This window comes from Burkholderia sp. SJZ089, from assembly GCF_007828315.1.
In the GTDB taxonomy this organism is placed as follows: Bacteria; Pseudomonadota; Gammaproteobacteria; order Burkholderiales; family Burkholderiaceae; genus Burkholderia; species Burkholderia gladioli.
This window is the reverse complement of the sequence record NZ_VIUM01000001.1, coordinates 520,075-544,198: the sequence shown is the minus strand read 5'-3', so window position 1 is coordinate 544,198 and position 24,124 is coordinate 520,075. Positions and strand designations below refer to the sequence as shown.

Sequence of the window (24,124 nt, the reverse complement as noted above, 5' to 3'; positions counted from 1 at the left end):
GAACGATCCGGCCCGCTCTGATGAGGGAAACCATACGATGAGCTGGCTCGACAAGCTGTTGCCGCCGAAGATCAAGCAGACCGACCCGAAGAGCCGCAAGGGCATCCCCGAGGGGCTGTGGGTCAAGTGCCCGTCTTGCGAGGCCGTGCTGTACCGCTCCGACGTCGAGGCGAACCTGCACGTGTGCCCGAAATGCGATCACCACATGCGCATCGGCGCGCGCGAGCGCCTGGACGCGCTGCTCGATCCGGAAGGCCGCTACGAGATCGGCCAGGAAATCGTGCCGGTCGACACGCTGAAGTTCAAGGACAGCCGCAAGTACCCGGATCGCCTCAAGGAAGCGATGGACGAAACCGGCGAAACCGACGCGATGGTGGTGATGGGCGGCGCGATCCGCACGCTGCCGGTGGTGGCGGCCTGCTTCGAGTTCTCGTTCATGGGCGGCTCGATGGGCTCGGTGGTCGGCGAGCGCTTCGCGCGCGGCGCGCAGAACGCGCTCGAGCAGCACGTGCCCTTCATCTGCGTGACGGCCTCGGGCGGCGCGCGGATGCAGGAAAGCCTGCTGTCGCTGATGCAGATGGCCAAGACCACCGCGATGCTGACCAAGCTCGCGGAAGCCAAGCTGCCGTTCATCTCGGTGCTGACCGATCCGACCATGGGCGGCGTGTCGGCCAGCTTCGCCTTCCTCGGCGACGTGGTGATCGCCGAGCCGAAGGCGCTGATCGGCTTCGCCGGCCCGCGCGTGATCGAGCAGACGGTGCGCGAGAAGTTGCCGGAAGGCTTCCAGCGCTCGGAATTCCTGCTGAAGTCGGGCGCGATCGACATGATCGTCGACCGTCGCAAGATGCGCGACGAGATCGCCCAACTGCTCGCGCTGCTGCAGCGCCAGCCGGCCGACGCGCTCGCCTGAAGTCACGCGCGCCGCGCGGCCCATGCCGACGCGTCGTCCGGCCCGGCCGGGCGGCGCGTTTTTCGTTTTTCAGCGTTCCTGCAGATTCGCAGTGGTACAGATGAGCACATTTCCTACTCTCGAGGCCTGGCTCTCGCACCTCGAAACCGCGCATCCGGTCGGTATCGACATGGGCCTGGCCCGCATCACCCAGGTCAAGGAGGCGCTCGGGCTGAGCTTCTCGTGTCCGGTGATCACGGTCGGCGGCACCAACGGCAAGGGCTCGACCTGCGCGTTCCTCGAAACCATCCTGCTGAAGGCCGGTTATCGCGTCGGCTGCCATACCTCGCCGCACCTGATCGCCTTCAACGAGCGCGCGCGCCTGGGCGGCGAGAACGTGGCCGACGAACTGCTGCTGCCGCATTTCGAGGCGGTCGAGGCGGCGCGCCTGAGCCTGGCGCAGCCGGTCACGCTGACCTATTTCGAGTTCACCACGCTGGCGATCCTGCGCCTGTTCGCCGACAGCGGGCTCGACGCGGTGATCCTCGAAGTCGGCCTGGGCGGCCGGCTCGACGCGATGAACATCATCGACGCCGACTGCGCGATCGTCACCAGCATCGACATCGACCACACCGAATACCTGGGCGACACGCGCGAGAAGATCGGCTTCGAGAAGGCCGGCATCTTCCGCCCGGCTATGCCGGCGATCTGCGGCGATCCCTCGCCGCCGCAAACCCTGATCGACCATGCCGAGTCGATCGGCGCCGACCTGTGGCTGGTCGGTCGCGACTTCCGCTACGAGGCGCAGCCGGGCAACGAGCGCCAGCAGTGGAGCTACCTGGGCCGCGACAAGCGCTACCCGGCGCTGGCCTACCCGGCGCTGCGCGGCGCCAACCAGCTGATCAATGCCTCGGCGGCGCTGGCCGCGCTGGAGGCGCTGCGCTCGCGCCTGCCGGTGTCGGCCCAGGACATCCGCCTGGGCCTGGCCAACGTCGAGCTGGCGGGGCGCTTCCAGGTGCTGCCCGGCAAGCCCGCGATCGTCCTCGATGTTGCGCATAATCCGCACGCGGCGGCCGTTCTCGCGCAAAACCTCGGCAACATGGGTTTCTTTCCGTACACTTACGCGGTGTTCGGCGCGATGCGCGACAAGGACATCGCCGGCGTGCTCAAGCAGTTGAAGGGCGAGATCGATCACTGGTGCGTGACCGACCTGCCGCTGCCGCGCGCCGCGTCGGCCGAGACGCTCGAGACGGCGCTGCGCGAGGCAGGCGTCGAGGACGGCCCCGACAGCAGCGTCACGCATCACGCCACACCTGCGGACGCTTTTCGAGATGCCCTGAAACGGGCCTCGGAGAATGATAGAATCGTGGTCTTTGGTAGCTTTTATACGGTGGCCGGCGTGATGGCCTACCGTAAATCGCAGCAACACTGACGGGTAGTTCGGACCAGCCATACATGGGAATCTTCTCGTTCGGCAAGAAGAAAGACGACGCGCCGTCCCGGCGCGGGTCGAAATCCGGCTCCCGGGCCGTACGCAGCGAGCGAGTCGAGCGGCGCACCACGCGCCGCGCCGAGAGGCCCTCGGACGCGATGATGCTCGACCCGACCCTCCCCGAGAAACAACGCGCGCGCCGGCGCCTGGTCGGCGCGATCGCGTTGGTGATCGCCGCGGTGATCGTGCTGCCGATGATCCTCGATTCGCATCCGAAGCCGGTCACCGACGACATCGCGATCGACATCCCGAACAAGCCTGCCCACGCGGTCCCCTCGCGCGACGAGGATCCGGTCGACACGCAGGCCGGCGTCGCGCACGACGAGCCGCCTGCCTCGGGCGCGGCCGACGACACGCAGACGGCGCAATCCGCCACTTCCCCCGATTCCTCCGACAGCAAGGCCGACGTGGCACCGCCCAGGCCGGCTCAGCAACAGGCTGCCCAGCAAGCCTCGCAGCAGGCCGCGGCCAAGCCCGCCGCGCCCGCGCCCAAGCCTGCCGCTGCGGCGGCGCAGCCGCCCGCGCGCGCGGCCGCCGCGAACGGCGCCTCGCCCTCGCAGCCCGCCGGCGCGCGCTTCGCGGTGCAGCTCGGCTCGTTCCCGGACGAGGCCACCGCGCGCGGCTGGGCGGACAAGTTGAAAGCGGCGGGGGTGCCCGCATATGTCGAACATCGCAAGCAGGCCAACGGCAGCGCGACTACACTGCTGCGTGCGGGCCCGTTCGCCGACCGCGCGGCGGCATCGGCCGCGATCGCGAAGGTGCGCGACGCGGGCCTGACCCAGTAAGCGCCGATGCTGACTGCGTTCGACTACGCCGTGCTGGCGGTGATCGGTCTGTCGGCCTTGCGCGGCGCGTGGCGCGGCTTCGTCTCCGAGATCTTCGGGCTGATCGGCTGGCTGGTGGCGTTTTTCGTGGCCTGCCGTTATGTCGGCGTCGTGCTGCCGTATATTCCGTCCACCTGGCCGGGCGGGGCGCTGACCCAGTGGGTGATCGCCTTCGGGGCGATCGTGATCGGCGTGGTGCTGGTCGCCGGCGTGGCCAATGCGCTGCTGTCGCGCCTGGCGCAGGCCACCGGCCTGGGCGGCGTGGACCGCTCGCTGGGGCTGCTGTTCGGGCTGCTGCGCGGCGTGCTGCTGGTCTTGCTGCTGGTGGCCGCGGCCGGGCTGACCGAACTGCCGAAACAGGATTTCTGGCGCAACGGGCTGTTGCGTCCCTTCGCCGAGCAGGGCGTGCGCGATCTGAAGCCGTTCCTGCCCGACGGGCTGGCTGCGTATATCCACATCTGATTGCGCAGCGGCCGAAACCGTTTTTGTATCCTTGAAGGACCATGCCATGTGCGGCATCGTAGGTTTTATCTCTCACTCCCCGGTCAACCAGCTCATCTATGACAGCCTGCTGCTGCTGCAGCATCGCGGCCAGGACGCAGCCGGCATCGTGACCGCGGACGGCAGCAACTTCCACATGTACAAGGCCAACGGCATGGTGCGCGACGTGTTCCGCACCCGCAACATGCGCAGCCTGCCGGGTACCGCGGGCATCGGCCAGGTGCGCTACCCGACGGCCGGTTCGGCCTCGAGCGAGGCCGAGGCGCAGCCGTTCTACGTCAACGCGCCGTTCGGCATCGTGCTCGCGCACAACGGCAACCTGACGAACATGGAACAGCTCAAGGACGAGATGTTCCGGATCGACCGCCGCCACATCAACACCAACTCCGACAGCGAAGTGCTGCTCAACGTGTTCGCGCACGAGCTGCAGCTCGCCACCACCGGCCTCGAGCTCGACCCGTCCGCGGTGTTCAAGGCCGTCTCCGGCGTGCATCGCCGCGCCCAGGGTTCGTACGCGATCGTCTCGCAGATCGCCGGCTACGGCATGGTTGCCTTCCGCGACCCGTTCGGCATCCGCCCGCTGTGCATCGGCAAGCAGGAAACCGAGCAGGGCGTCGAATGGATGCTGGCTTCCGAGTCGGTGGCGGTGGAAGGCATCGGCTTCGAGTTCGTGCGCGACGTGGCGCCGGGCGAGGCGATCTTCATCGGCCAGGACGGCAGCTTCCACAGCCAGCAGTGCGCCGAGAACCCGAGCCTGAACCCCTGCATGTTCGAGTGGGTCTATCTCGCGCGTCCCGATTCCTGCCTCGACGGCGTGCCGGTCTACAACGTGCGCCTGCGCATGGGCGACTACCTCGCCGAGAAGATCAAGCGCGAGCTGAAGGACGTCAAGATCGACGTGGTGATGCCGATTCCCGATTCCTCGCGCCCGGCCGCCATGCAGGTGGCCAACAAGCTCGGCGTGGAGTATCGCGAGGGCTTCTTCAAGAACCGCTACGTCGGCCGCACCTTCATCATGCCGGGCCAGGCGGTGCGCAAGAAGTCGGTGCGCCAGAAGCTCAATGCCATGAGCATCGAGTTCAAGGACAAGAACGTGCTGATCGTCGACGACTCCATCGTGCGCGGCACCACCTCGCACGAGATCGTCCAGATGGCGCGCGATGCCGGCGCGAAGTCGGTGATCTTCGCCTCGGCCGCGCCGCCGGTGAAGTTCCCGAACGTCTACGGGATCGACATGCCGACGCGCAACGAACTGGTCGCGCACGGCCGCTCTGACGAAGAGGTCGCCAAGATCATCGGCGCCGACTACCTGATCTACCAGGACGTTGACGACCTGCGCCGCGCGGTGCGCGACATCAACCCGGAGATCCACAACTTCGAGGCGTCCTGCTTCGACGGCAACTACATCACCGGCAACGTCAGCGCCGAGTACCTCGATTCGCTGGAGCGCGCGCGCCTGGCGCCCGCCTCGCAGCTCGACCGGGACCAGAACGGCGAGTCCTCGCGCTCGCAGATGAACCTGCAGCTGTCGGTCGAATGAGCGCCGCCGCGCATCGTGTCGCGCTCGCGTGTTACGATGCGCCTTGCGTCGATTTGATTCAGCTTGCGGACGCGGGGCAATCGCCCCGAAACAGCTAAAGCGAAGGCCGGCACCGCCGGCTGGAGTCCAGGCTGTGGTACCGCACTGAAGCCCGCTGATGCCGACGCGTCGCGGGCTTTTTCGTTGGCCTTGCGGCCTTCAGTGGCGCGCCCCTGACGCGGCGCGCAGGAACCCGGATAAACCAGACATGGACGACTCTCTCAGCCTCGAAACCCTCGCGGTGCGCGCGGGCACGCTGCGCAGCGAATACAACGAACACTCGGAAGCGCTGTTCCTGACCTCCAGCTTCTGCTTCACGAGCGCCCAGGACGCCGCCACGCGTTTCGCGAACTCCGAGGACAACTACACGTATTCGCGCTTCACCAACCCCACCGTGACGATGTTTCAGGATCGCCTGGCGGCGCTGGAGGGCGGCGAGGCCTGCATCGCGACGGCTTCGGGGATGGCGGCGATCATGTCGGTGGTGATGTCGGCGCTGCAGGCGGGCGACCACCTGGTCAGCTCGCGCAGCCTGTTCGGCTCGACGCTGGGCATGTTCTCGCAGATCTTCAGCAAGTTCGGCATCACGACCACCTTCGTCGATCCGACCGACCTGAATGCCTGGCGCGAGGCGGTGCGCCCCGAGACCAAGATGTTCTTCCTGGAGACGCCCTCGAACCCGCTCACCGAGCTGGCCGATATCGCCGCGATCGCGACCGTCGCCAAGGAGGCGAAGGCGCTGTTCGTGGTCGACAACTGTTTCTGCAGCCCGGCGCTGCAGCAGCCGCTCAAGCTCGGCGCCGACGTGGTGATGCACTCGGCCACCAAGTTCCTCGACGGCCAGGGCCGCGTGCTGGGCGGCGCGCTGGTGGGCTCGAAGGAATTCATCACGGGCAAGGTATTCCCGTTCGTGCGCAGCGCCGGGCCGACCCTGTCGGCCTTCAACGCCTGGGTGCTGCTCAAGGGCATGGAAACGCTGTCGTTGCGCGTCGAGCGGCAATCGGCGAACGCGCTGGAGATCGCGCGCTGGCTGGAGCAGCATCCGGCCGTCAAGCGCGTGCTCTACCCCGGGCTGGCGTCGCATCCGCAGTACGAGATCGCCAAGCGCCAACAGAAGGCGGGCGGGGCGGTGGTCTCGTTCGAGCTCAAGGGGGACACGCCCGAGGCGCAGCGCGCCAATGCCTGGCGCGTGATCGACAATACCCGCGTGGCGTCGATCACGGCCAACCTGGGCGATACGCGCACCACCATCACCCACCCGGCCACCACCACGCACTCGCGCATCACGCCCGAGGCGCGCGCGGCGGCGGGGATTTCCGAAGGCCTGATCCGGCTCGCGGTCGGGCTGGAGAGCGCCGAGGACCTGCGCCGCGACCTGGCGCGCGGGCTGGATAGCTGAACGAACCGGGCGTGATCGAATCGAGCGGGGCCGGTGCGTAAACCCGGCCCCGTTTCTCGTCGCCTCGTCTGGCCGCGGGTCAGGCCGAGGCCGCGCCCTCGGCGGCGCGCGCCGCTTCCATCATCCAGCGCAGCGTCTCCTCCAGCGGCGTGACCGGCAGCTCGCCGATGCGCTCGCGCAGCTTCGCGCGCGAACCCTTCAGGATCTTCACCTCGTTGCCGCGCACGAAGCGCGGATCCACCGTCACGTCGATCACGTAGCCGGCGATGCGCGCCAGCATCGCCAGCACTTCCTTGAGCGAACAGGCGCGTTCCGAGCAGACATTGAAGGTCTCGCCGATCGGCGCGGCCTCGACCAGCCGCACATAGGCGGCGGCCACGTCGCGCACGTCGGAGAAATCGCGGCTGACGTCGAGATTGCCGAGCGAGATACGCGGCGCATGGCTCGCGTAATGGGCCACCAGCTTGGGCAACAGGAAGTTCTCGCGCTGGCCCACGCCGGTGTAGTTGAAGGGCCGCGCGATCACGATCGGCAGGCGTTCCGACCACAGCCGCGCCGCGTACTCCATCGCCAGCTTGCTGACGGCGTAGTCGTTGGCGGGCTCGGGCGGCACGCTCTCGTCGATCGATTCGACGCGCGCGTTGCCGTAGATGTTCGCGCTGCTCGCCAGCAGCACGCAGCGCGGCCTGGCATCGAGCGTATCGAGCGCGGCCAGCAGGTTGCGCGTGCCGACCACGTTGACCAGGTAAAGATCGCTCGGGTCGCTGTCGGCCACGTGCGCCAGCGCGGCGAGATGGATCACAGCGTCGGGCCGCGCCTCGGCCACCGCCTCGCGCAGCGCGGCGGGATCGAGCAGGTCGGCCTGCAGCAGCCTGGCATCCGCCAGCGCGGGATCGGCCGGCGGCGCGGCCGCGGGCGAGACCGTGCCCCAGACCTCGTAGCCGGCCGCCTCCAGCGCCTCGGCCACGTAGCGGCCGGTGAAGCCGGCCAGGCCGGTGACGAGCGCGCGGCGGCGGCCCGGTGAATCAGAAGGTGTCATGGTGTTGGTTACGCGTGATGTCGGCCTCCACCATCATATGGCACAACTGCTCGAGCGTCGTTCGCGGCTGCCAGCCCAGCTTCTCCTGCGCCTTGTCGGCGCAGCCGATCAGCAGGTCCACCTCGGCCGGCCGGTAGAAGCGCGGATTGATCTGCACCAGCACCTTGCCGGTGGCGGCGTCGAGCCCGCGTTCCTGCTCGTCCTTGCCGGTCCATTCGAGCTGGTAGCCGGCCGCGGCGAAGGCCATCCGCACGAAGTCGCGAACCGTCTCGGTGCGATTGGTGGCCAGCACGAAGGTATCGGGCTCGTCGGCCTGCAGCATGCGCCACATGCCTTCCACGTATTCCTGGGCGAAGCCCCAGTCGCGTTTCGCGTCGAGATTGCCGAGTTCGAGACGCGGCGCCTTGCCGAGCTTGATCTTGGCGACCGTGTCGGTGATCTTGCGCGTGACGAACTCCCGGCCGCGCAGCGGCGATTCGTGGTTGAACAGGATGCCGCTGGAGCCGAACAGGCCATAGGACTCTCGGTAGTTGACCGTCATCCAGTGCGCGTAGAGCTTGGCCACGCCATAGGGGCTGCGCGGATAGAAGGGCGTCGACTCGACTTGCGGGATCGCCTGCACCTTGCCGAACATCTCCGAGGTCGAAGCCTGGTAGAAGCGCGTCTTCGGGCTGACGATGCGGATCGCCTCGAGCAGGTTCAGCGCGCCGATGCCGGTGACCTCGGCGGTGGTGATCGGCTGGTCGAAAGATACGCCGACGAAGCTCTGCGCGGCCAGGTTGTACAGCTCGTCCGGACGCGTGCGTTCGAGCAGGCGCAGGGTCGAGCCGAGATCGGTCAGGTCGTGCTCGGCCAGGCTCAGGTTCGGGTGCTGTTCGACCCCGAGTTCGGCGATGCGCCAGAAGTTGGTGGAACTGGTGCGCCGATAGGTGCCGGTCACGCGATAGCCCTTGTCGAGCAGCAGTTTCGTCAGATAGGCGCCGTCCTGGCCGGTGATACCCGTGACGATGGCGGTACGTGCTTGGCTCATGAATGTTTCCGGAATGAACGAGTGAAGGGAGTCAGGCGGTCGGGCGCGGCGTCGCGACGATCACCGGCCGCGTGGGACCGCGCGTGAGCCGCCGTTCGAACGCGAACCAGGTGAAGCTGGCGTAGGCGAGCGTGATCGCGAGCGCGAGCACGGCCGTCAGGTAGCGGTTCAGGTGCCAGGGCCAGAGCGCATAGAGCACGCTGAGGTGGACCAGGTAGACCGTGTAGCTGATGGTGCCCACATAGATCAGCACCGGATGCGTCAGCACGCGCTGCACCAGGCCGCGGCCGCGCAGCGCGATCACCACGATCGAGGTGCAGAGCAGCAGCGAGATGCTGTAGAGGGCGGCATTCGAGAGCGGCGTATTGGCGGCGCGAAAACGCGGGTTGGACAGATGCAGCCAGGCCAGCAGCGCCAGCGCGATGCAGGCGCCGGCCACCGCCAGGCCGGTATAGGGCTCGAGCGCGCGGCGGTCGCGGCGCAGCAGCACGGCCAGCAGCGCGCCGGCCGCCAGCAGGTCCATGCGGAACGGTGTGAGGTAGTAGATCGGCCAGAACGAATCGAACCAGGGCGTGGCGATCGCTCGCAGCAGCGGCGCCGCGACCACCAGGGCGGCGGCCACCCAGGCCAGCGCCCGCTCGGGGCACAGCAGCACCACGAAGGGCCAGAAGATGTAGAACTGCTCCTCCACGGCCAGCGACCACAGCACGTTGAGGCTCTCGTGGCCGATGCTGCCCAGCGACAAGCCGATATTGGTCGAGAAGAACGCGTACCAGGGCCAGTGCGCGAGCCAGCCGGCGCCGAACAACAGGGTGGAGACCACCAGCAGCAGCGCGTAGGGCGGCAGGATGCGGCGCGCGCGGCGCACGTAGAAATGGCGGAACAGGGGCAGCCCGCGCGCCTTGCGGTCGAGCAGGATGCCGGTGATCAGCAGGCCGCTCAGCACGAAGAACAGGTCCACGCCCATCCAGAGCGGTGCCTTGAGCGCATGCTGCAGGAACACGGCCATCACGGCGATGGCGCGCAGGCCGTCGAGCTGGACGATACGGCCGGAATGGGGCGAGGGCGCGGAAGCGGGGGTGTCGATCGTCATCGTGTCCGGAAGGGCGAGCCCGACGGCGCCTGCGCCGGCTCTCCATGTGCCGTGGCCGGAGCGCCGAAACGCGCAAGCTTTTCGTCGGTAAAAGTTTGCGGGTCGATTCGAGCCGAATTCTAGGGAAAAGAAATCGGCAAAAAATCCATCGAGCCATTGCGGATGGCTGAACGATTTTTTTGTGGAATGGATCCCTGCATCATCCGGTACTGCTGAATAAAACAGCGGCGCGCCTTCCGATCCCCGGTACAGCGTGCTGCGTGCCCGGTACATGTTACGACGCGATGCATGAATGCCCGGTCGATCTTGCCGCGCCGCATCGAACTCGACTCGTAAATACCGAATCCCGCCGCGGTCAATGAGAGATTGAAACATTTACGGCGCCGCGGAAATTATTCGGATTTTCTTGTGATTATTTTCGCTTGTAACCTGCGTCGCACCGTACCTGCGGGCAGGCCTGACGCGGTGCCGCATCGAGGTGCATGGCGGTGCTCGGCAGGTGCCGCGCCGGGCATTCACCTGATTCGCGCCACCCCCTCCCCGCGGGCACGGAAGCGCCGTTCATCACGGCCCGCCAGCCCATTCCGGAGAGCCGCATTGCGACGTCCGCTACTGATCGTCCTCGCCGTCCTGATTTCCTTCGTCTGCCTGCCGGGCCGCGCGCCGGCCGAAACCGTGCTCGATGCCACCACCTCGTGGATCGGCAATACCTATGGTTACGGCGACGGCAGCTGGACGCAGATCGATATCCGCGCGATCGCCGTGACGCCGCAAGGCAAGGTCTATACGAACGCGCCCTGGGACGAGAGCGGCGCCGAGGCCAGCGTCTACCAGGACGGCAAGATGCTCGGCTTCGCGGGCGGCACGCACGGCTGGGGCAATGCCGGCGGCAGCGCGATCGCCGTCAACGATCGCTATGCCTATGTCGCGATCGGCGTGGGCAACGAGAAGGGGCGGCTGGTGAGCCCCGGCATCTGGCCGGAGAAGGGACGCCAGTGGTGGGGCATCTCGCGTCGAGCGATCGGCGACATGCGCCAGCCCGCGCCGTTCCGCGCGGCCACCGCGGGCGACTCGCGCGCGAAGATGGCGGCCAGTTTCCTGAAGGTCAACGACGTGCCGACCGGCACGCGCGACGAAGTGGGCGGCCTGGCGGCCTCGATGAAGCGGCTCTACGCCACCGATCCGAATCACGACAGCGTGGATGTCTACGACGCCGAGACGATGGACAAGCTGTCCTCGTTCAGCGCCCCCGAGCCGGGCCGCATCGCGCTGGCCGCCGACGGCACGCTGTGGCTGCTCTCCAAGACGCTGACAGGCCCGGCGAAGCTGCTGCACGTGCGCGCCGACGGCCGCCCGATCGACGACGCACCGGCCCTGCCGGCCGACAGCGAGGCGGTGGACGTGGCCGTCGACGCGAAATCGCGCGTGCTGGTGGCCGACAACGGCCCGCGCCAGCAGATCCTGATCTACGCGAAGCAGGGCGACAAATACGTGCCGGCCACGCCGCTGGGCGAGCGCGGCGGGATCTTCTCCGGCGTGGCGGGCCGTCCCGGCCCGGGCCGCTTCAACGGCCTGACCGGCGTCGGCGCCGATCGCGACGGCAACATCTATGTGTCGATGAACGGCATCGGCCCGAAGCAGGGAACCATCGGCGCCGGGCTCGGCGCCACGCTGGCCAGCTACGACGGCGGCGGCAAGCTGCGCTGGCAGGTTGACGGCCTGCTGTTCGTCGACGGCGCGAGCATCGATCCGGCGCGCCCGAACAGCGTCTATACCGGCAACAAGCGCTTCGAGCTCGATTTCTCGAAGCCGGCCGGGCACGAATGGAAATACGCGGGTTTCCTGTCGAACCGCTTCAAGTATCCCGACGATCCGGTCTTCAACACCGACCAGTGGCCGGGCCTGCCGACCGCGCGACGCCTGGACGGTCACACCTTCCTGTACCTGACCGACATGTACGCCGATCACCTGAAGATCTACCGCTTCGACGCAAAGCGCGACGGCGAGACGGCGATTCCCTCGGGCTTGTTCGCGGGCCGCGCGCGCGGCGTCGACAAGATCCCGAACCGGCCGCCGGGCGGCGACTGGATCTGGCGCGACCTGAACGGCAACGGCCATTTCGAGGACGGCGAATTCACGCTGAACACCAGCGGAAAAGCCAAGCCCGGCGGCTGGGGCTGGTGGGTCGATACCAACGGCGACATCTGGCGCGCCAGCGACAAGCGCGGCATCTTCCGCTTCCGCTACGGCGGCCTCGACAAGGTCGGCAACCCGATCTACTCCTACGACAAGCTCACCGCCTACCCGGTGCCCGAGCCCTTCACCGAGCTGCGCCGCGCGATCTACGACCCGGCCGGCGACACGCTCTACGTGACCGGCTACACCGCCGATGCGCAGCCCAAGCCCGGCATCAACAAGGAGGTGGGGCGCGTGCTGGTGCGCTACGACAAGTGGTCGAGCGGCACGCCCGTCAAGCGCTACCAGGTCGAGCTGCCCTGGGCGCCCGATGCCAAGCCGATCCTGAACCTGATCGGCCTGACCGTGGAAGGCCGCTACCTGTTCGGCGTCGAGCCGGTCGGCATCGTGCACGTCTACGACAAGGACACCGGCCGCGAGCTCGGCGTGATCAAGCCGGGGCCGGAAGTGGGGCGCGCCTCGGGCTGGGTCGACGTGCCGTTCGGGATCAGCGCGCATCGCCGCGACAACGGCGAGTACCTGGTCTTCGTGGAGGAAGACGCGCGCGGCAAGGTGATGATGTATCGGTGGACGCCGCGATGAGGGAGGCACACGAGGCAATGATGGCGATCGAGCAAGTCGAGCGGAACGGGCGGGACCTGCCGGGGCGGCGGCATGGATAAGCGCATGCTGAGGAACGTCGCGGTGAACTTCGTCGGGCTGATCCTGCCGACCTTCGTGTCGCTGGTGACGGTGCCGGCCTACATCCACGCGCTCGGCGTCGATCGCTACGGCGTGGTGAGCCTGGTGTGGACGCTGATCGGCTATTTCGGGATCCTCGACCTGGGCATGAGCATGGCTGCCCAGAACCAGATCTCCAAGGCGCTCGCCAGCGGCGACCCCGAGCAATGCGAGCGCGTGTTCTGGAGCGCCTGCTGGCTCAATCTCGGCACCGGCATCGTGGGCGGCCTGCTGATCTATTTCGGCGCCTTCATCTACACGGCCTACTTCACCAAGGTGTCGCCGGCGCTGCAGCACGAGGTCTACCAGGCGCTGCCGTGGCTGGCCTGCGCGATCCCGATCGCCAACGTGTCCTGGGTGTTCTCGGGCGCGATCAACGGCGCCGAGCGCTTCGGCATCTACAATGCCAACCAGACCTTCGGCACCTTCCTTTTCCAGTTGCTGCCGCTCGGCGCGGCCTGGCTGATCGCGCCGAACCTGCAGTCGGTGCTGGCCGCCGCGGTGCTGGCGCGCCTCGTGGCGGCGCTGCTGCTGGGCCGCGCCAGCCTGCGCGTGCTGAACATCCGGCGCGTGGCGCCGCCGCGCTGGCAGACCGCGAAGGAACTGTTCACCTTCGGCGGCTGGATGCTGATCGCCAGCACCGCCAGCATGGTGGCCGATTCGCTCGACCGGGTGCTGCTCGGCGCCCATCTCGGCGCGCGCTACGTGACCTACTACACGGTGCCGCAGAACCTCGTCACGCGCCTGAACATGCTGCCCAACGCGGTGGTGCGCACGCTGTTCCCGCGCCTGTCGGCAATCGATCGCGACCATGCCGACAAGCTGGTGCGCCAGTCGCTGGAATTCCTCAACGGCGTGTTCACGCCGATCATGATCGTGGCGATCTTCGCGCTGCAGCCCTTCCTCGACCTGTGGGTGGGGCCCGAGCTGGCGCTGCAGTCCGCGCCGGTGGGCCGGGTGCTGGTAATCGGCATCTGGCTGGTCGGCCAGGCCAGCGTGGTGCGGATCCTGATCCAGTCGCAGGTCAATCCGGCGCGCGCCGGGCTGGCCGGCGTGATCCAGCTGCCGTTCTTCGTGGCGGCGCTCTGGTTCGGCGTCGCGCACTTCGGCCTGATCGGCGCGGCGGTGGTGGTGGCCGCGCGCGCGCTGGTCGACTACGGCGTGCTGCTGATGCTGTCCTCGGTGCGGCGCCGCCCGATCCTGCTCGACATGGCGGCCCACCTGGCCTTCCTGCTCGCCAGCCTGGCGCTGGCCTGGACCGGCCCGACGCTGCTGGAAGCCATCGCGCTCTGCGCACTCGTGGCCGCGCTGAACATGGCGTGGTCGCTCTTGACGACGCCCGGCCTGCGCGCGCTCGCGCGCGGTGCGATCGGGCGACTGATTCCCGGGAAAAGCGTATGAAAGGCGAACTCGTAGAACGCTCGGCGGCTTCCTTCGCGCGCCAGCTCCAGCCGGCCGCGGCCGCCGCCGGCAGGCAGCTCGGCAAGCCAGCGGGCCGGCCGCTGCGCGTGGCCATCATCCACGACTGGCTGGTCACCTATGCCGGCGCCGAGCGCGTGCTGGAGCAGATCATCGCCTGCTTCCCCGACGCGGACCTGTTCAGCCTGGTCGACTTCCTCGACGACCGCGGCTTCCTGCACGGCCGGCCCGTCACCACCTCCTTCATCCAGAAGCTGCCGTTCGCGCGCACCAAGTACCGCAGCTACCTGCCGCTGATGCCGCTGGCGATCGAGCAGCTCGATGTATCCGCCTACGACCTGGTGATCTCCAGCAGCCACGCGGTGGCCAAGGGCGTGCTGACCGGGCCGGACCAGATCCACGTCAGCTACGTGCATTCGCCGATCCGCTATGCCTGGGACCTGCAGCACCAGTACCTGGAGCAGTCGCAGCTCACGCGCGGCCCGAAGTCGATGATGGCGCGGCTGATCCTGCACTACATCCGCAACTGGGACATCCGCACCTCGAACTCGGTCGACGGCTTCATCGCCAATTCGGCCTTCATCGCGCGGCGCATCCGCAAGGTCTACCAGCGCGACGCGGCGGTGGTGTTCCCGCCGGTCGACGTCGACGGTTTCGCGCTGTCGACCGACAAGGAGGACTTCTACGTGACGGCCTCGCGGATGGTGCCGTACAAGAAGATCGACCTGATCGCCGAGGCCTTCTCGCGCATGCCGGGGCGCCGCCTGGTGGTGATCGGCGACGGCCCCGACATGGCCAAGGTGCGCGCCAAGGCCGGCCCGAACGTCGAGGTGCTGGGCTACCAGCCGTTCCCGGTGCTGCAGGACCACATGCGGCGCGCCAAGGCCTTCGTGTTCGCGGCCGAGGAGGATTTCGGCATCTCGGTGGTCGAGGCGCAGGCCTGCGGCACGCCGGTGATCGCCTATGGCAAGGGCGGCGCGCTCGAGACGGTGCGCGACGGCGCCGTCGATGCGACGCCCACCGGCTTGTTCTTCGAGGAGCAGAGCGTGCCGGCGATCGTGGCCGCGGTGGATGCCTTCGAGGCCGATCCCGCGCGGTTCCGGCCCGAGGTCTGCCGCGCCAATGCCGAACGTTTCGCGACCCAGCATTTCCGGCGCCGTCTGGTCGAGCAGATCGAGAGCCTGCTGCCCGATGCCCAGGCCCGCGCGCGGGCCGGTGCCCGCGAGGCGGGCACCGCGGCGGCCAGCCAGGTGCGCGCGCTGGTGCTGGACCAGAGCGGCGTGCTCGGCGGCGCCGAGCTGTCCCTGCTCGAATTCGTCACGCACTGGCGCGGCAGCGCCAGCGTGCTGCTGTTCGACGACGGCCCGTTCCAGGCCGCGCTGGCCGAGGCCGGCGTCGAGGTCGAGGTGCTGAAGTCGCGCGGGCTCGACGGCGTGCGCAAGCAGGGCGGCGCCTCGCTGCGCGCGGTGGGCGGCCTGCTCTCGCTGGTGCGCGAGGTGGTGCGCCGCGCGCGCGAGGTCGACGTGATCTATGCCAATACGCAGCGCGCCATGGTGGTCGGCGCGCTGGCCGGGCGCATCGCGCGCAAGCCGGTGGTCTGGCACCTGCGCGACATCGTCAGCCGCGAGCATTTCGGCGCCAAGCAGTTGTTCGCGATCCGCCGCTGCGCGCGCCTCGGGCTCACGCGCGTGATCGCCAATTCGAATGCGTCCGCGCAGGCCTACCTGGCCCTCACGGGCGGCGAGCAGGAATCGGTCGACGTGGTGTTCAACGGCATCGACGCGGCGCCCTTCGTGGCGCTCGACGCGCTGCCGCAGGCGGTCCTGCGCGCGCGGCTCGGCTTGCCGGAACGGGCCTGGATCGTCGGCTCGTTCAGCCGCCTGGCGCGCTGGAAGGGGCAGCACCTGCTGCTCGACGCGGCGATGCGCGATCCCGACCTGCACGTGGTGCTGGTCGGCGCGCCGTTGTTCGGCGAGGACGACTACGCGGCCGAACTGCAGGACCTGGTGGCGCAGCGCGGGCTGGGCGAGCGCGTCACCTTCGCCGGCTTCCAGCGCGATATCGCCAGCTGGATGAAGGCGGTCGACGTGGTCGCGCATACCTCGATCACGCCCGAGCCGTTCGGGCGCGTGATCGTCGAGGGGATGCTGGCGCGGCGCCCGGTGGTGGCCGCGCGGGCCGGCGGCGTGATCGAGATCATCGACGACGGTGTCAACGGCCTGCTTTGCGAGCCCGGCGATGCGCCGTCGTTGTCCGCGGCGCTCGGCTCGCTGCGCCACGATCGCGCGCGGCGCGAGGCGCTGGTGGCCAATGGCTTCGAGACGGCGGTGCGCCGTTTCGGTACCGCGGGCTATGTGGAGGCGGTGGAGCGGATCCTGGTCGAGGTCGCGCGCAAGAAGCGCTGAGCCCAGCGCGCGAGCCTGACGCCGGCGTGCCCGCCTGCCCGGCGCCGGCCGCCGGGTTCAGGGCTTCAGGGTGCCAGCAGGCGCGCCGTCAGGAAGGCCATCACGCGCTGCTGCGCGTCGGCGCGCGCTTCCGGGTCGGTGCCCTCGATCGGCACCACGCCGTCGCGGGTGCGGAAGGCCGGCACCTCGTGCACCGGCATGTCCGGCCAATCGAAGTCGTGATAGGCGTTCGGGTAGGCTTGCAGGCTGACCTCGGTGCCCTCGGCGAGCGAATTCATCAGCGCCTGGCAGGGCGCCAGCGGGGTCCACACGTCCCGCGCGCCGATCAGCGCCAGCAGCGGCACCGGGCTGGCCCAGCTGCCGCCTTGCCGCTTCGTGTTGCAACTGGCCGGATAGAAGGCCACGGCCGCGCGGAAATCGCCGTCGGGCAGGCTCGCGGGCCGCGCCGGGCTGGTGGCGCGGATCGTGTTGAGCAGGGTGCCGCCGCCTTGCGACCAGCCCATCACGCCGACCCGGTCGGCGCGCACCTCGGGCAGCGCCTGCAGGTAGCGCAGCGCCGCGTAGGCGTCATAGGCTCGCGCGCGGTAGATCGCGGCCACGAAATGCGCTGGCGCGCACATCTCGCCGTGATCGCGTGACCCCAGGCTGTCCACCATCAGTACCGTGATGCCGGCGTCGTTCAGGCGCCGCGCCCATTCGCGCTCGCGCGATTCGATCCGCCCCGCGTGGTTGTAGAGGCCCCCGCAGCCGTGCAGGAACACCATGGCCGGGTGGCGGCCCTCGCCGGGCGCGGGAAACAGGTAGGCGCTCAGCGAGGTCGCCGGCGGACCGTCCAGCGACGGGAAGTGCACGGTCGGTGGTTGGGCCTGGGCGGCCGTGGCCGCGCAACAGAGCAGCCAGGCCAGGCAGCGCGCCATGGGCAATCGCATCGGGTGTCTCCTCGCTGGATCGGGATCCTTCCAGGGGACAACGCCGGGCAGGTGCGGGCGGTTGACTCGCGCCGGCGCGTGCCGGACGGATCGCGGCTGGCGACGGGCCGCCCGCGATGCGCGCCGAGCCGGGGCGTGCCTTGCCGTGCCGAGCGCGCATCGCCGCGCGGCCGCGCCCGGCAGGGGCGCGGGGCCTGGGCAGGCCGGCGTGGGATGTCGTGGGGCCGGCGCATCGTCGAGTCCGGCCGTCGGCTCAGGCCGCGGCCGCCGGCGCCGTGGCGGGCGCCGTCTTCGGCGCGGGCTTGAGGCTGGCCGACCAGCGCATCGCGGGCCGCTCGACGGCGCGGTAGAACAGCCAGGCCAGCGGGATCGCCGCGGCGAGGAACAGGAACGACGGCCAGATCGCGGTCTGCAGTTGCGAGCGGTACAGCAGCGAGCCGAGGCAGACGAACAGCGGCAGATGGATCAGGTAGAGCGAGTAGCTGAATTCGCCGAACCAGGCGAACCCGCGCACCAGCGCGTTCGCCGGCGCCGGCCGGGCGATCGCGGCATACAGGTAGCAGGCGAAGCCGAGCGACCAGAGCTGGAACGCGCCGTACTGGCCGAAGTGGAAGGCCGCGCAGCCGAGCGCGATGCCGGCCGCGCCCGCCAGGTACCAGCCGCGCGAGGGCAGGCGGTTCGCGCCGCGGCCCGCGCGCAGCTCGGCGATCAGCGCGCCGAGCGTCCAGGACAGCCAGTAGGAGGTGAACACCTGGATGTCGTGGCGCTCGAACAGCCAGGCCGACGCCAGGTTGACGATGGCGACCGCGGCCACCAGCGGCATGATGCCGATCCGCTTGCGCAGCGCGAACCAGAGCGGGTAGACGGCATAGAACTGCACCTCGAGCGAGAGCGTCCAGAGCGCGCCGTTCGAGCCGTAGGTCTGCCCGGCGATGCCCTGCAGCGACAGCAGGTTGACCAGGAAGGCCTGCCAGCCGATCTCGCGGATCTTGTGGCTGACCGGCGTGAACTGCAGGCTCACCAGGTCCAGCGCGAGCGTGAGCAGCAGCGCGGCGAGCAGCACCGGGTAGATGCGCGCGAAGCGGCGCGCCCAGAAGTTGGCGACGTCGAGCCGGGTGCCCGGCGCGGCCGCCAGCTTCAGCGCGATATTGCGGTGGATGCAGTAGCCGCTGATCACGAAGAAGATCGGCACGCCGGCCGAGCCCCAGGCGAACGGAAAGGTCAGGTAGGCGGCCAGCGCGTTCGGATCGAGCGCGTGGCCGTGGGCGCGATGGAAGGCCTGCATGCCGATCCAGACGATCTGCCGGCAATGGAAATAGGCCACCAGCAGCGCAGCGAAACCGCGCAGGGCGTCGATCAACGCGTCCTTGTTGTCGGGAGCGGCGGGCCGCGCGAGCGTCGGCGCGCTGGGAGCATTCATGCGTCGGTTTCCTTGGCCTGAAATAGCGAACGATGCGCGGCGGGCGAACGGCCGTTCGCCCTTTGGCGCACCCTGATCCTAAGGCGTGAGAAATCGAACGATGAACGAAAAAAAACCGCATGAAATTGCAACAAGACGTTTCGCTGCCCGCGCCGTTCCAGGTGGCGAAATCCGCCCAATTATTTGCCGATTTTTTTCTGATAGTTTGGGTTCGGGTCGAAACAGATGAGGGATTTCAAGATGGATATCAACTGGATCGCAAGCGGCGCGGTACTGCTGGTCATGGTCGTGTTGTCGGCCTATCGCGACGCCTTGAAGAACGAACCGATCAGCCGTTTCGGATTCGAGCGTGGCGACGCGGTAATGACGGAGGAGTTCGAATGACCGGCCGCGCGCGCGGCGCCTCGCTCGCGGCCGGCCTGGTCCGGCCCCGCGCGGCCCGCTCCTAGCGCCGCGCAAGCGGGGCGGCGCGCTGCATCGCGCCGCCGGCCGCTCCGGCACGCCCAGGCGTGACCGGCCATGCCGTTTCATCGGGCCGCGCGTTGCGCGGCCGTCACTTTCTCCGGGATTTCATCACCATGCTCAAAGTCAAGAAGGCCGTGTTCCCCGTCGCCGGGCTCGGCACGCGGTTCCTGCCGGCCACCAAGGCCAGCCCGAAGGAGATGCTGCCTGTCGTCGACAAGCCGCTGATCCAGTACGCGGTCGAGGAGGCCATCAAGGCCGGCATCACCGAGATGATCTTCGTGACGGGGCGCAGCAAGCGCGCCATCGAGGATCACTTCGACAAGTCCTACGAGATCGAGGCCGAGCTCGAGGCACGCGGCAAGGACAAGCTGCTCGAACTGGTGCGCGGCATCAAGCCTTCCAACGTCGACTGCTACTACGTGCGCCAGCCCGAGGCGCTGGGCCTGGGCCACGCGGTGCTGTGCGCCGAGAAGCTGGTGCACGGCGAGCCGTTCGCGGTGATCCTCGCCGACGATCTGCTGCACGGCGAGCAGCCGGTGCTGCGCCAGCTGGTGGATGTGTTCAACCACTATCACAGCTCGGTGATCGGCGTCGAAACCATCGCGCGCGAGGACAGCCGCTCCTATGGCGTGGTCGAGGGCCGCGAATGGGAGGAGGACGTGATCAAGCTGTCGGGCATCGTCGAGAAGCCGGCGCCCGAGAGCGCGCCGTCCAATCTCGGCGTGGTGGGCCGCTACGTGTTCATGCCGAGCATCTTCGATCACCTGCGCCGCATCAAGCCGGGCGCCGGCGGCGAACTGCAGCTGACCGACGCGGTGCAGTCGCTGCTGACCGAGGAGCAGGTGCTGGCCTATCGCTACTTCGGCACCCGCTTCGATTGCGGCAGCAAGATCGGCTACCTGAAGGCCACCGTCGAGCTCGCGCTCGAGCATCCCGAGGTGCGCCGCGAATTCGAGGCCTATCTGCGCTCCTGCCTGCCGGTGCTCCAGCAGGTGGCCTGAGCGAGGGCCGCTTCACCGATCGTCCATGTGGTGGTTGTTCCGTTCGCCCCGGCATCGCGCCGGGGCTTTTTTGTTGGCACGGGCCGTTGTCCAGTTGGCGCGTCGATGGTTGCGTTGCCGCTCGAATGGCGTTTGCCGCCGGTAAACAAGGGGTTTTCGACGCGTCGTGCGGCGATGTTTCGCATCGCCGAAGGTCCGGCGCGGCGCAGCGCGTCGCACATAATTCGAGCCGCGCCGCTCCGGTTTCGCGAGCCGATCGGGCCGTCATCGGGCTCGCGAGTCAGCGGCGAGCAACAAAACCTGCCGAAAACCCGCGGATTCCGCATAAAAGTGCTGCACGAAGCGTCGCGCCGCTTGTAGAATCCGGCCTTGAAGCATGCACGTCGTGTGCTTCGAATCCAACGACCACACCTGGTAGGAGAAACATGGCGACTTCCGCAAAAAAGGTGGCCAAGAAGGCTGCCGCACCGGCCAAGAAAGTGGCTGCCAAACCTGCAGCGCCCGCGAAGAAAGTAGTGGCCAAGAAGGCTGCCGCGAAGGTGCCGGCCGCTCCGACGCCGATCAAGGACAGCTTCACCAAGGCATCGCTGGCGACGCACATCGCCGAGCGCGCTGAAGTCGAGCTGAAGACGGTCAAGGCCGTGCTCGCGACGCTGGAAAACGTGATCCTCGGTTCGATCCACAAGAAGGGTGCGGGCGAGTTCACGCTGCCGGGTCTGCTGAAGATCTCGGCGCAAGCCGTGGCAGCGAAGAAGAAGCGCTTCGGCAAGGATCCGTTCACGGGCGAAGAGCGCTGGTTCCCGGCCAAGCCGGCGAGCGTGCGCGTCAAGGCACGTGCACTGAAGAAGCTGAAGGACGCAGCAGCATAAGGGAATTGCAGGACGCCCGGGTCGTTCCGGAACGTCGAGGCAGCCCAAAAAGATCCCCGCGTGCGAAGAGCGCGCGGGGATTTTTTTATCCGCGCGCGGCGTGGAGGTCGCGGGAAAAGTGGCTCGGGCCGCGCGAAGCGTGCCGGTGGCGATCGATCAGACGGGGCGCCCGGCGCTCGCCGCCGCCAGGGCAGACAGCCCCGTGCCGGAACGGCGGGACAAAAAAAAACCAGCCGTCGGCGCGAAGCCTCGGGCTGGTTCGATCGCTCGGCATCGAGCGGCGCCCGCAGGCACCGTCGATCGCCGTGGCGACAGCTTCGCTTAGAACTTGTGGCGCAGACCCAGCGCGACCAGTTCCTGCGAGCTCGTGCCGGCGATGCCGTACGAACCGATCGAAGCCTGGGCGGCTTGCGTCGAGCCGTCGGCGAGGCGTTGCGTGCCGCTCGCGTGCTGGTACGCGCCGACCAGGTAGACGTCGGTACGCTTGGACAGCGAGTAGTCCGCGCCCAGCGAAGCCTGGTGGTACTTGGCGTCCGTGTCGCCGCTCGCCTTGGTGTACGAGTAGCCGAGGCCGAGCAGCAGGGCCGGGGTAGCCTGGTACGTGGCGAAGGCACGACCGGTGTTGAACTTCTCGGTCTGGCCGAACGACGAGAACGCGTCACGCTTGTATTGCGCGTTGCTGTAGCCCAGGCCGGCCGTGAACGGGCCGAACGTGTACTGGCCGGCAACCTGGCCGATGCCGATCGACTTCGCGTTGGTGTAGCCGCTGTTGATCGGGCCGTCGAAGATCGCGTCCGAGGTGCCGCCCCAGTTCGTGCCGCGCGCGGCGCCGTACAGGTTCGAGGCGTAGAAGTAGCCGCCTGCAATGCCGATCGGGCCGTTGTTGTAGGCCAGTGCGGCCGACCAGGTCTGGCCCGAGCCGTTCGAGCCGGCAACGCCGCCCAGTGCGTAGAAGCCTTCGAACTGCAGGCCCGCGAACACCGGCGAGGTGTACTTGATGGCGTTGTTGACGCGCAGGCTGTTGTCGTTGTTGTCGACGTCGCCCGGCGTGGCGAACACGCTGCCGAAGTAGTTGTCGGCCGTGACGGCCTGGACCATGTCGACCAGCGGGTCGTATTGGCGGCCCAGCGTCAGCGTGCCGTACTTGTCGCTTTGCAGGCCGACGTAGGCCTGGCGACCGAACATGCGGCCACCTTGGCCCAGCGTGCCGTTATTCGAGTTGAAGCCGTTTTCCAATTGGAAGATCGCCTTCAGGCCACCGCCCAGATCTTCCGCGCCCTTCAGGCCCCAACGGCTGCCTTGCAGGTTGCCGCTGTTCATCTGCCAGGCGTTGTTACCCGTGCCGTTGTTGCCGTGCACGTAGGTGATCGCCGTGTCGATCACGCCGTACAGCGTGACGCTCGATTGAGCGTGCGCTGCGCCTGCGGCACCGAGGAGAGCCAGCGAGAGGGTAGACAGAGCGAGTTTTTTCATAGGTAGTGTTCTCCACGCAAAGTGATTCGTTATTTGTTGCGGATTGGAGAATAGCGCAGTGCGTATCTTGCAAGAAACCCAAAAAAATAAAGTGTCTCCAAAACGTCACAACGACAAAAATTCCTTTTGGATCAATGGCCTATGAAATTATTTCCAGGGCGGAAATAAATTTTGAGTGCTCTGTCTTGATTGTTGTGGGAAATGAGGGCCACGCTGGGTCCTGCCAGGAATACAGGGGTTTCGATGCAGGAATCGAGGTGGTTGAACGTTTGCGCGTGCGTCTTTTCATCTGTCCGATTGGCCAGGCTGGCGGGAATGTCAGCGGCGCGCCAGTCTTGGGCGGGAATTGGAATCGATTACGCGGCGGGAGCGGGCCGCGTGGCGACACGGCCCGGGAGACTTAGGGATTCTGCCTATTCGTGCGCGGCGTCCGTGCGTGCGCGTCGCGCGTCGCCGCGCGCGGCGGCGAATTCCGCGCCGAGCAGCAGCACGGCCGCCGAGAAGTACAACCACATCAGCAGCACCGCCAGCGAGCCGGCCGCGCCGAATGCACTGGCGGTGCCCGCGTGCGCGAGGTACAGCGCGAACAGCTTCTTGCCGGCCGAGAACAGCACGGCCGAGACGATGCCGCCGGTCAGCGCGTCGCGGCGCGTGACGTGCGCATCGGGCAGGAACTTCAGCAGGGCCGCGAAGGCGCAGGCGAGGATCGCGATGCCGGCGGTGAATTGCAGCAGGTTGCCGACCAGCACGAAGGGCGTGGCGCCCCACAGCCAGCGGCCGATGAAGGTGATCGCGGTGTCGAGCAGCAGGGACACGATCAGCAGGAAGGCCACGCCGAGCACCAGCCCGAACGAGATCAGCCGTACCCGCACCAGGCCGAACACCGAGGACCAGCGCTTTTCCTGGCTCGGCCAGACCATGCCGAGCGCGGTGTTCAGCGAGGAGAAGGTGGCCGAGGCGCCGATCGCCAGCATCACGAAGGAAATCGCTGCCGCGGCGCCGCCGTTGCTGTCGCGGCGGTGCGCGTTCTCGACGATGGTCTGCACGCCGGCCGCGGCGTCGTTGCCGATCAGGCTGTGGACCTGGTTGAACACCTCGCCGCGCGCGGCATCGGCGCCGAAGAACCAGCCGGCCACGGCGATCACCATCACCAGCATCGGCGCGAGCGAGAAGGCCGAGTAGAAGGCGATGCTGGCCGCCATGGTGGTGCAGTGGTCGGCGGAGAAGCGCCGGAACGCGTCGAGCGCCCAGTTGACATTGGTCTTGACGAGCTTTTCGGGTGGTTGCGAGAGCAAGGGCTTCATGGTGTCGAGCGCGGGCGCGGCGAGCGCGCATTCTGTTGATGGTTTGGCGGTCGGACGCATTCTGTCCCGAAAAGTTT

Annotated in this window: 20 protein-coding genes; 13 read left to right on the top strand and 7 right to left on the bottom strand. The window is 67.9% G+C overall.

The features are described 5' to 3' along the window. Window positions 1-37: 37 nt before the first annotated feature. The 6 genes from accD to FB600_RS02030 all read left to right on the top strand — a co-directional run bounded on the left by accD (window position 38) and on the right by FB600_RS02030 (window position 6,684). Window positions 38-910 (top strand): acetyl-CoA carboxylase, carboxyltransferase subunit beta, encoded by an 873-nt coding sequence (gene accD / locus FB600_RS02055; RefSeq protein WP_013690575.1) that lies wholly within the window; start codon window positions 38-40, stop codon window positions 908-910. 100 nt (window positions 911-1,010) lie between these two features. Then, the gene (folC, locus tag FB600_RS02050; RefSeq protein ID WP_145756162.1) at window positions 1,011-2,321 is read left to right on the top strand and encodes a bifunctional tetrahydrofolate synthase/dihydrofolate synthase; all 1,311 of its coding nucleotides are present in this window, start codon (window positions 1,011-1,013) and stop codon (window positions 2,319-2,321) included. Between the two features lie 23 nt (window positions 2,322-2,344). Then, window positions 2,345-3,166: an SPOR domain-containing protein gene (locus tag FB600_RS02045; protein WP_145756161.1), complete on the top strand. Its 822-nt coding sequence runs from the start codon at window positions 2,345-2,347 to the stop codon at window positions 3,164-3,166. 6 nt (window positions 3,167-3,172) lie between these two features. Next, window positions 3,173-3,667, top strand: coding sequence for a CvpA family protein (locus tag FB600_RS02040; protein ID WP_013690572.1), 495 nt, complete (start codon window positions 3,173-3,175; stop codon window positions 3,665-3,667). Between the two features lie 46 nt (window positions 3,668-3,713). Next, window positions 3,714-5,246: an amidophosphoribosyltransferase gene (gene purF / locus FB600_RS02035; RefSeq protein ID WP_013690571.1), complete on the top strand. Its 1,533-nt coding sequence runs from the start codon at window positions 3,714-3,716 to the stop codon at window positions 5,244-5,246. Between the two features lie 247 nt (window positions 5,247-5,493). Further along, window positions 5,494-6,684 (top strand): O-succinylhomoserine sulfhydrylase, encoded by a 1,191-nt coding sequence (locus FB600_RS02030; protein ID WP_145756160.1) that lies wholly within the window; start codon window positions 5,494-5,496, stop codon window positions 6,682-6,684. Between the two features lie 79 nt (window positions 6,685-6,763). Here the strand turns inward: FB600_RS02030 and FB600_RS02025 are convergent, their stop codons facing one another. From FB600_RS02025 to FB600_RS02015, 3 genes are read right to left on the bottom strand one after another with little or no spacing between them, the layout of a single operon-like run. Then, window positions 6,764-7,723: an NAD-dependent epimerase/dehydratase family protein gene (locus FB600_RS02025; RefSeq protein ID WP_098152680.1), complete on the bottom strand. Its 960-nt coding sequence runs from the start codon at window positions 7,721-7,723 to the stop codon at window positions 6,764-6,766. Further along, on the bottom strand, window positions 7,710-8,753 hold the full coding sequence (gene gmd / locus FB600_RS02020) for a GDP-mannose 4,6-dehydratase (protein ID WP_096751341.1): 1,044 nt from the start codon (window positions 8,751-8,753) through the stop codon (window positions 7,710-7,712). The genes FB600_RS02025 and gmd overlap by 14 nt, the downstream gene beginning before the upstream one ends. Window positions 8,754-8,784: 31 nt before the next feature. Then, window positions 8,785-9,846, bottom strand: coding sequence for an acyltransferase family protein (locus FB600_RS02015; protein ID WP_145756159.1), 1,062 nt, complete (start codon window positions 9,844-9,846; stop codon window positions 8,785-8,787). A gap of 597 nt (window positions 9,847-10,443) precedes the next feature. Here FB600_RS02015 and FB600_RS02010 point away from each other — a divergent pair. The 3 genes from FB600_RS02010 to FB600_RS02000 all read left to right on the top strand — a co-directional run bounded on the left by FB600_RS02010 (window position 10,444) and on the right by FB600_RS02000 (window position 16,586). Further along, window positions 10,444-12,624 (top strand): hypothetical protein, encoded by a 2,181-nt coding sequence (locus tag FB600_RS02010; protein ID WP_013690566.1) that lies wholly within the window; start codon window positions 10,444-10,446, stop codon window positions 12,622-12,624. 72 nt (window positions 12,625-12,696) lie between these two features. Beyond that, window positions 12,697-14,163, top strand: a complete 1,467-nt coding sequence (locus tag FB600_RS02005) for an oligosaccharide flippase family protein (protein WP_017920158.1) — start codon at window positions 12,697-12,699, stop codon at window positions 14,161-14,163. Further along, window positions 14,160-16,586, top strand: a complete 2,427-nt coding sequence (locus FB600_RS02000; protein WP_096751339.1) for a glycosyltransferase family 4 protein — start codon at window positions 14,160-14,162, stop codon at window positions 16,584-16,586. The genes FB600_RS02005 and FB600_RS02000 overlap by 4 nt, the downstream gene beginning before the upstream one ends. A gap of 65 nt (window positions 16,587-16,651) precedes the next feature. On the opposite strand, the gene FB600_RS01995 is transcribed toward FB600_RS02000, so the two are convergent. Together FB600_RS01995 and FB600_RS01990 are read right to left on the bottom strand one after the other, a co-directional pair. Then, window positions 16,652-17,515 (bottom strand): dienelactone hydrolase family protein, encoded by an 864-nt coding sequence (locus FB600_RS01995; protein ID WP_145756158.1) that lies wholly within the window; start codon window positions 17,513-17,515, stop codon window positions 16,652-16,654. A 253-nt stretch (window positions 17,516-17,768) separates the two neighbouring features. Next, window positions 17,769-18,935 (bottom strand): acyltransferase family protein, encoded by a 1,167-nt coding sequence (locus FB600_RS01990; RefSeq protein ID WP_096751337.1) that lies wholly within the window; start codon window positions 18,933-18,935, stop codon window positions 17,769-17,771. A gap of 240 nt (window positions 18,936-19,175) precedes the next feature. Here FB600_RS01990 and FB600_RS37050 point away from each other — a divergent pair, with 240 nt between their 5' ends. The 4 genes from FB600_RS37050 to FB600_RS01975 all read left to right on the top strand — a co-directional run bounded on the left by FB600_RS37050 (window position 19,176) and on the right by FB600_RS01975 (window position 21,270). Continuing rightward, window positions 19,176-19,319 carry a hypothetical protein gene (locus FB600_RS37050; protein WP_164467649.1) on the top strand — a complete coding sequence of 48 codons (144 nt, stop codon included), beginning with the start codon at window positions 19,176-19,178 and terminating at the stop codon, window positions 19,317-19,319. Between the two features lie 194 nt (window positions 19,320-19,513). Continuing rightward, window positions 19,514-20,401: a UTP--glucose-1-phosphate uridylyltransferase GalU gene (gene galU / locus FB600_RS01985; RefSeq protein ID WP_013690560.1), complete on the top strand. Its 888-nt coding sequence runs from the start codon at window positions 19,514-19,516 to the stop codon at window positions 20,399-20,401. A gap of 105 nt (window positions 20,402-20,506) precedes the next feature. Then, window positions 20,507-20,761, top strand: coding sequence for a hypothetical protein (locus FB600_RS37045; RefSeq protein ID WP_164467650.1), 255 nt, complete (start codon window positions 20,507-20,509; stop codon window positions 20,759-20,761). A gap of 65 nt (window positions 20,762-20,826) precedes the next feature. After that, on the top strand, window positions 20,827-21,270 hold the full coding sequence (locus FB600_RS01975) for an HU family DNA-binding protein (protein ID WP_013690559.1): 444 nt from the start codon (window positions 20,827-20,829) through the stop codon (window positions 21,268-21,270). Between the two features lie 321 nt (window positions 21,271-21,591). Here the strand turns inward: FB600_RS01975 and FB600_RS01970 are convergent, their stop codons facing one another. After that, window positions 21,592-22,743, bottom strand: coding sequence for a porin (locus FB600_RS01970; RefSeq protein ID WP_096751336.1), 1,152 nt, complete (start codon window positions 22,741-22,743; stop codon window positions 21,592-21,594). Window positions 22,744-23,156: 413 nt separating this feature from the next. Continuing rightward, a complete protein-coding gene (locus tag FB600_RS01965) occupies window positions 23,157-24,047 on the bottom strand; it encodes a YihY/virulence factor BrkB family protein (protein WP_013690557.1) in 891 nt (296 codons plus the stop codon). Window positions 24,048-24,124 lie beyond the last annotated feature (77 nt).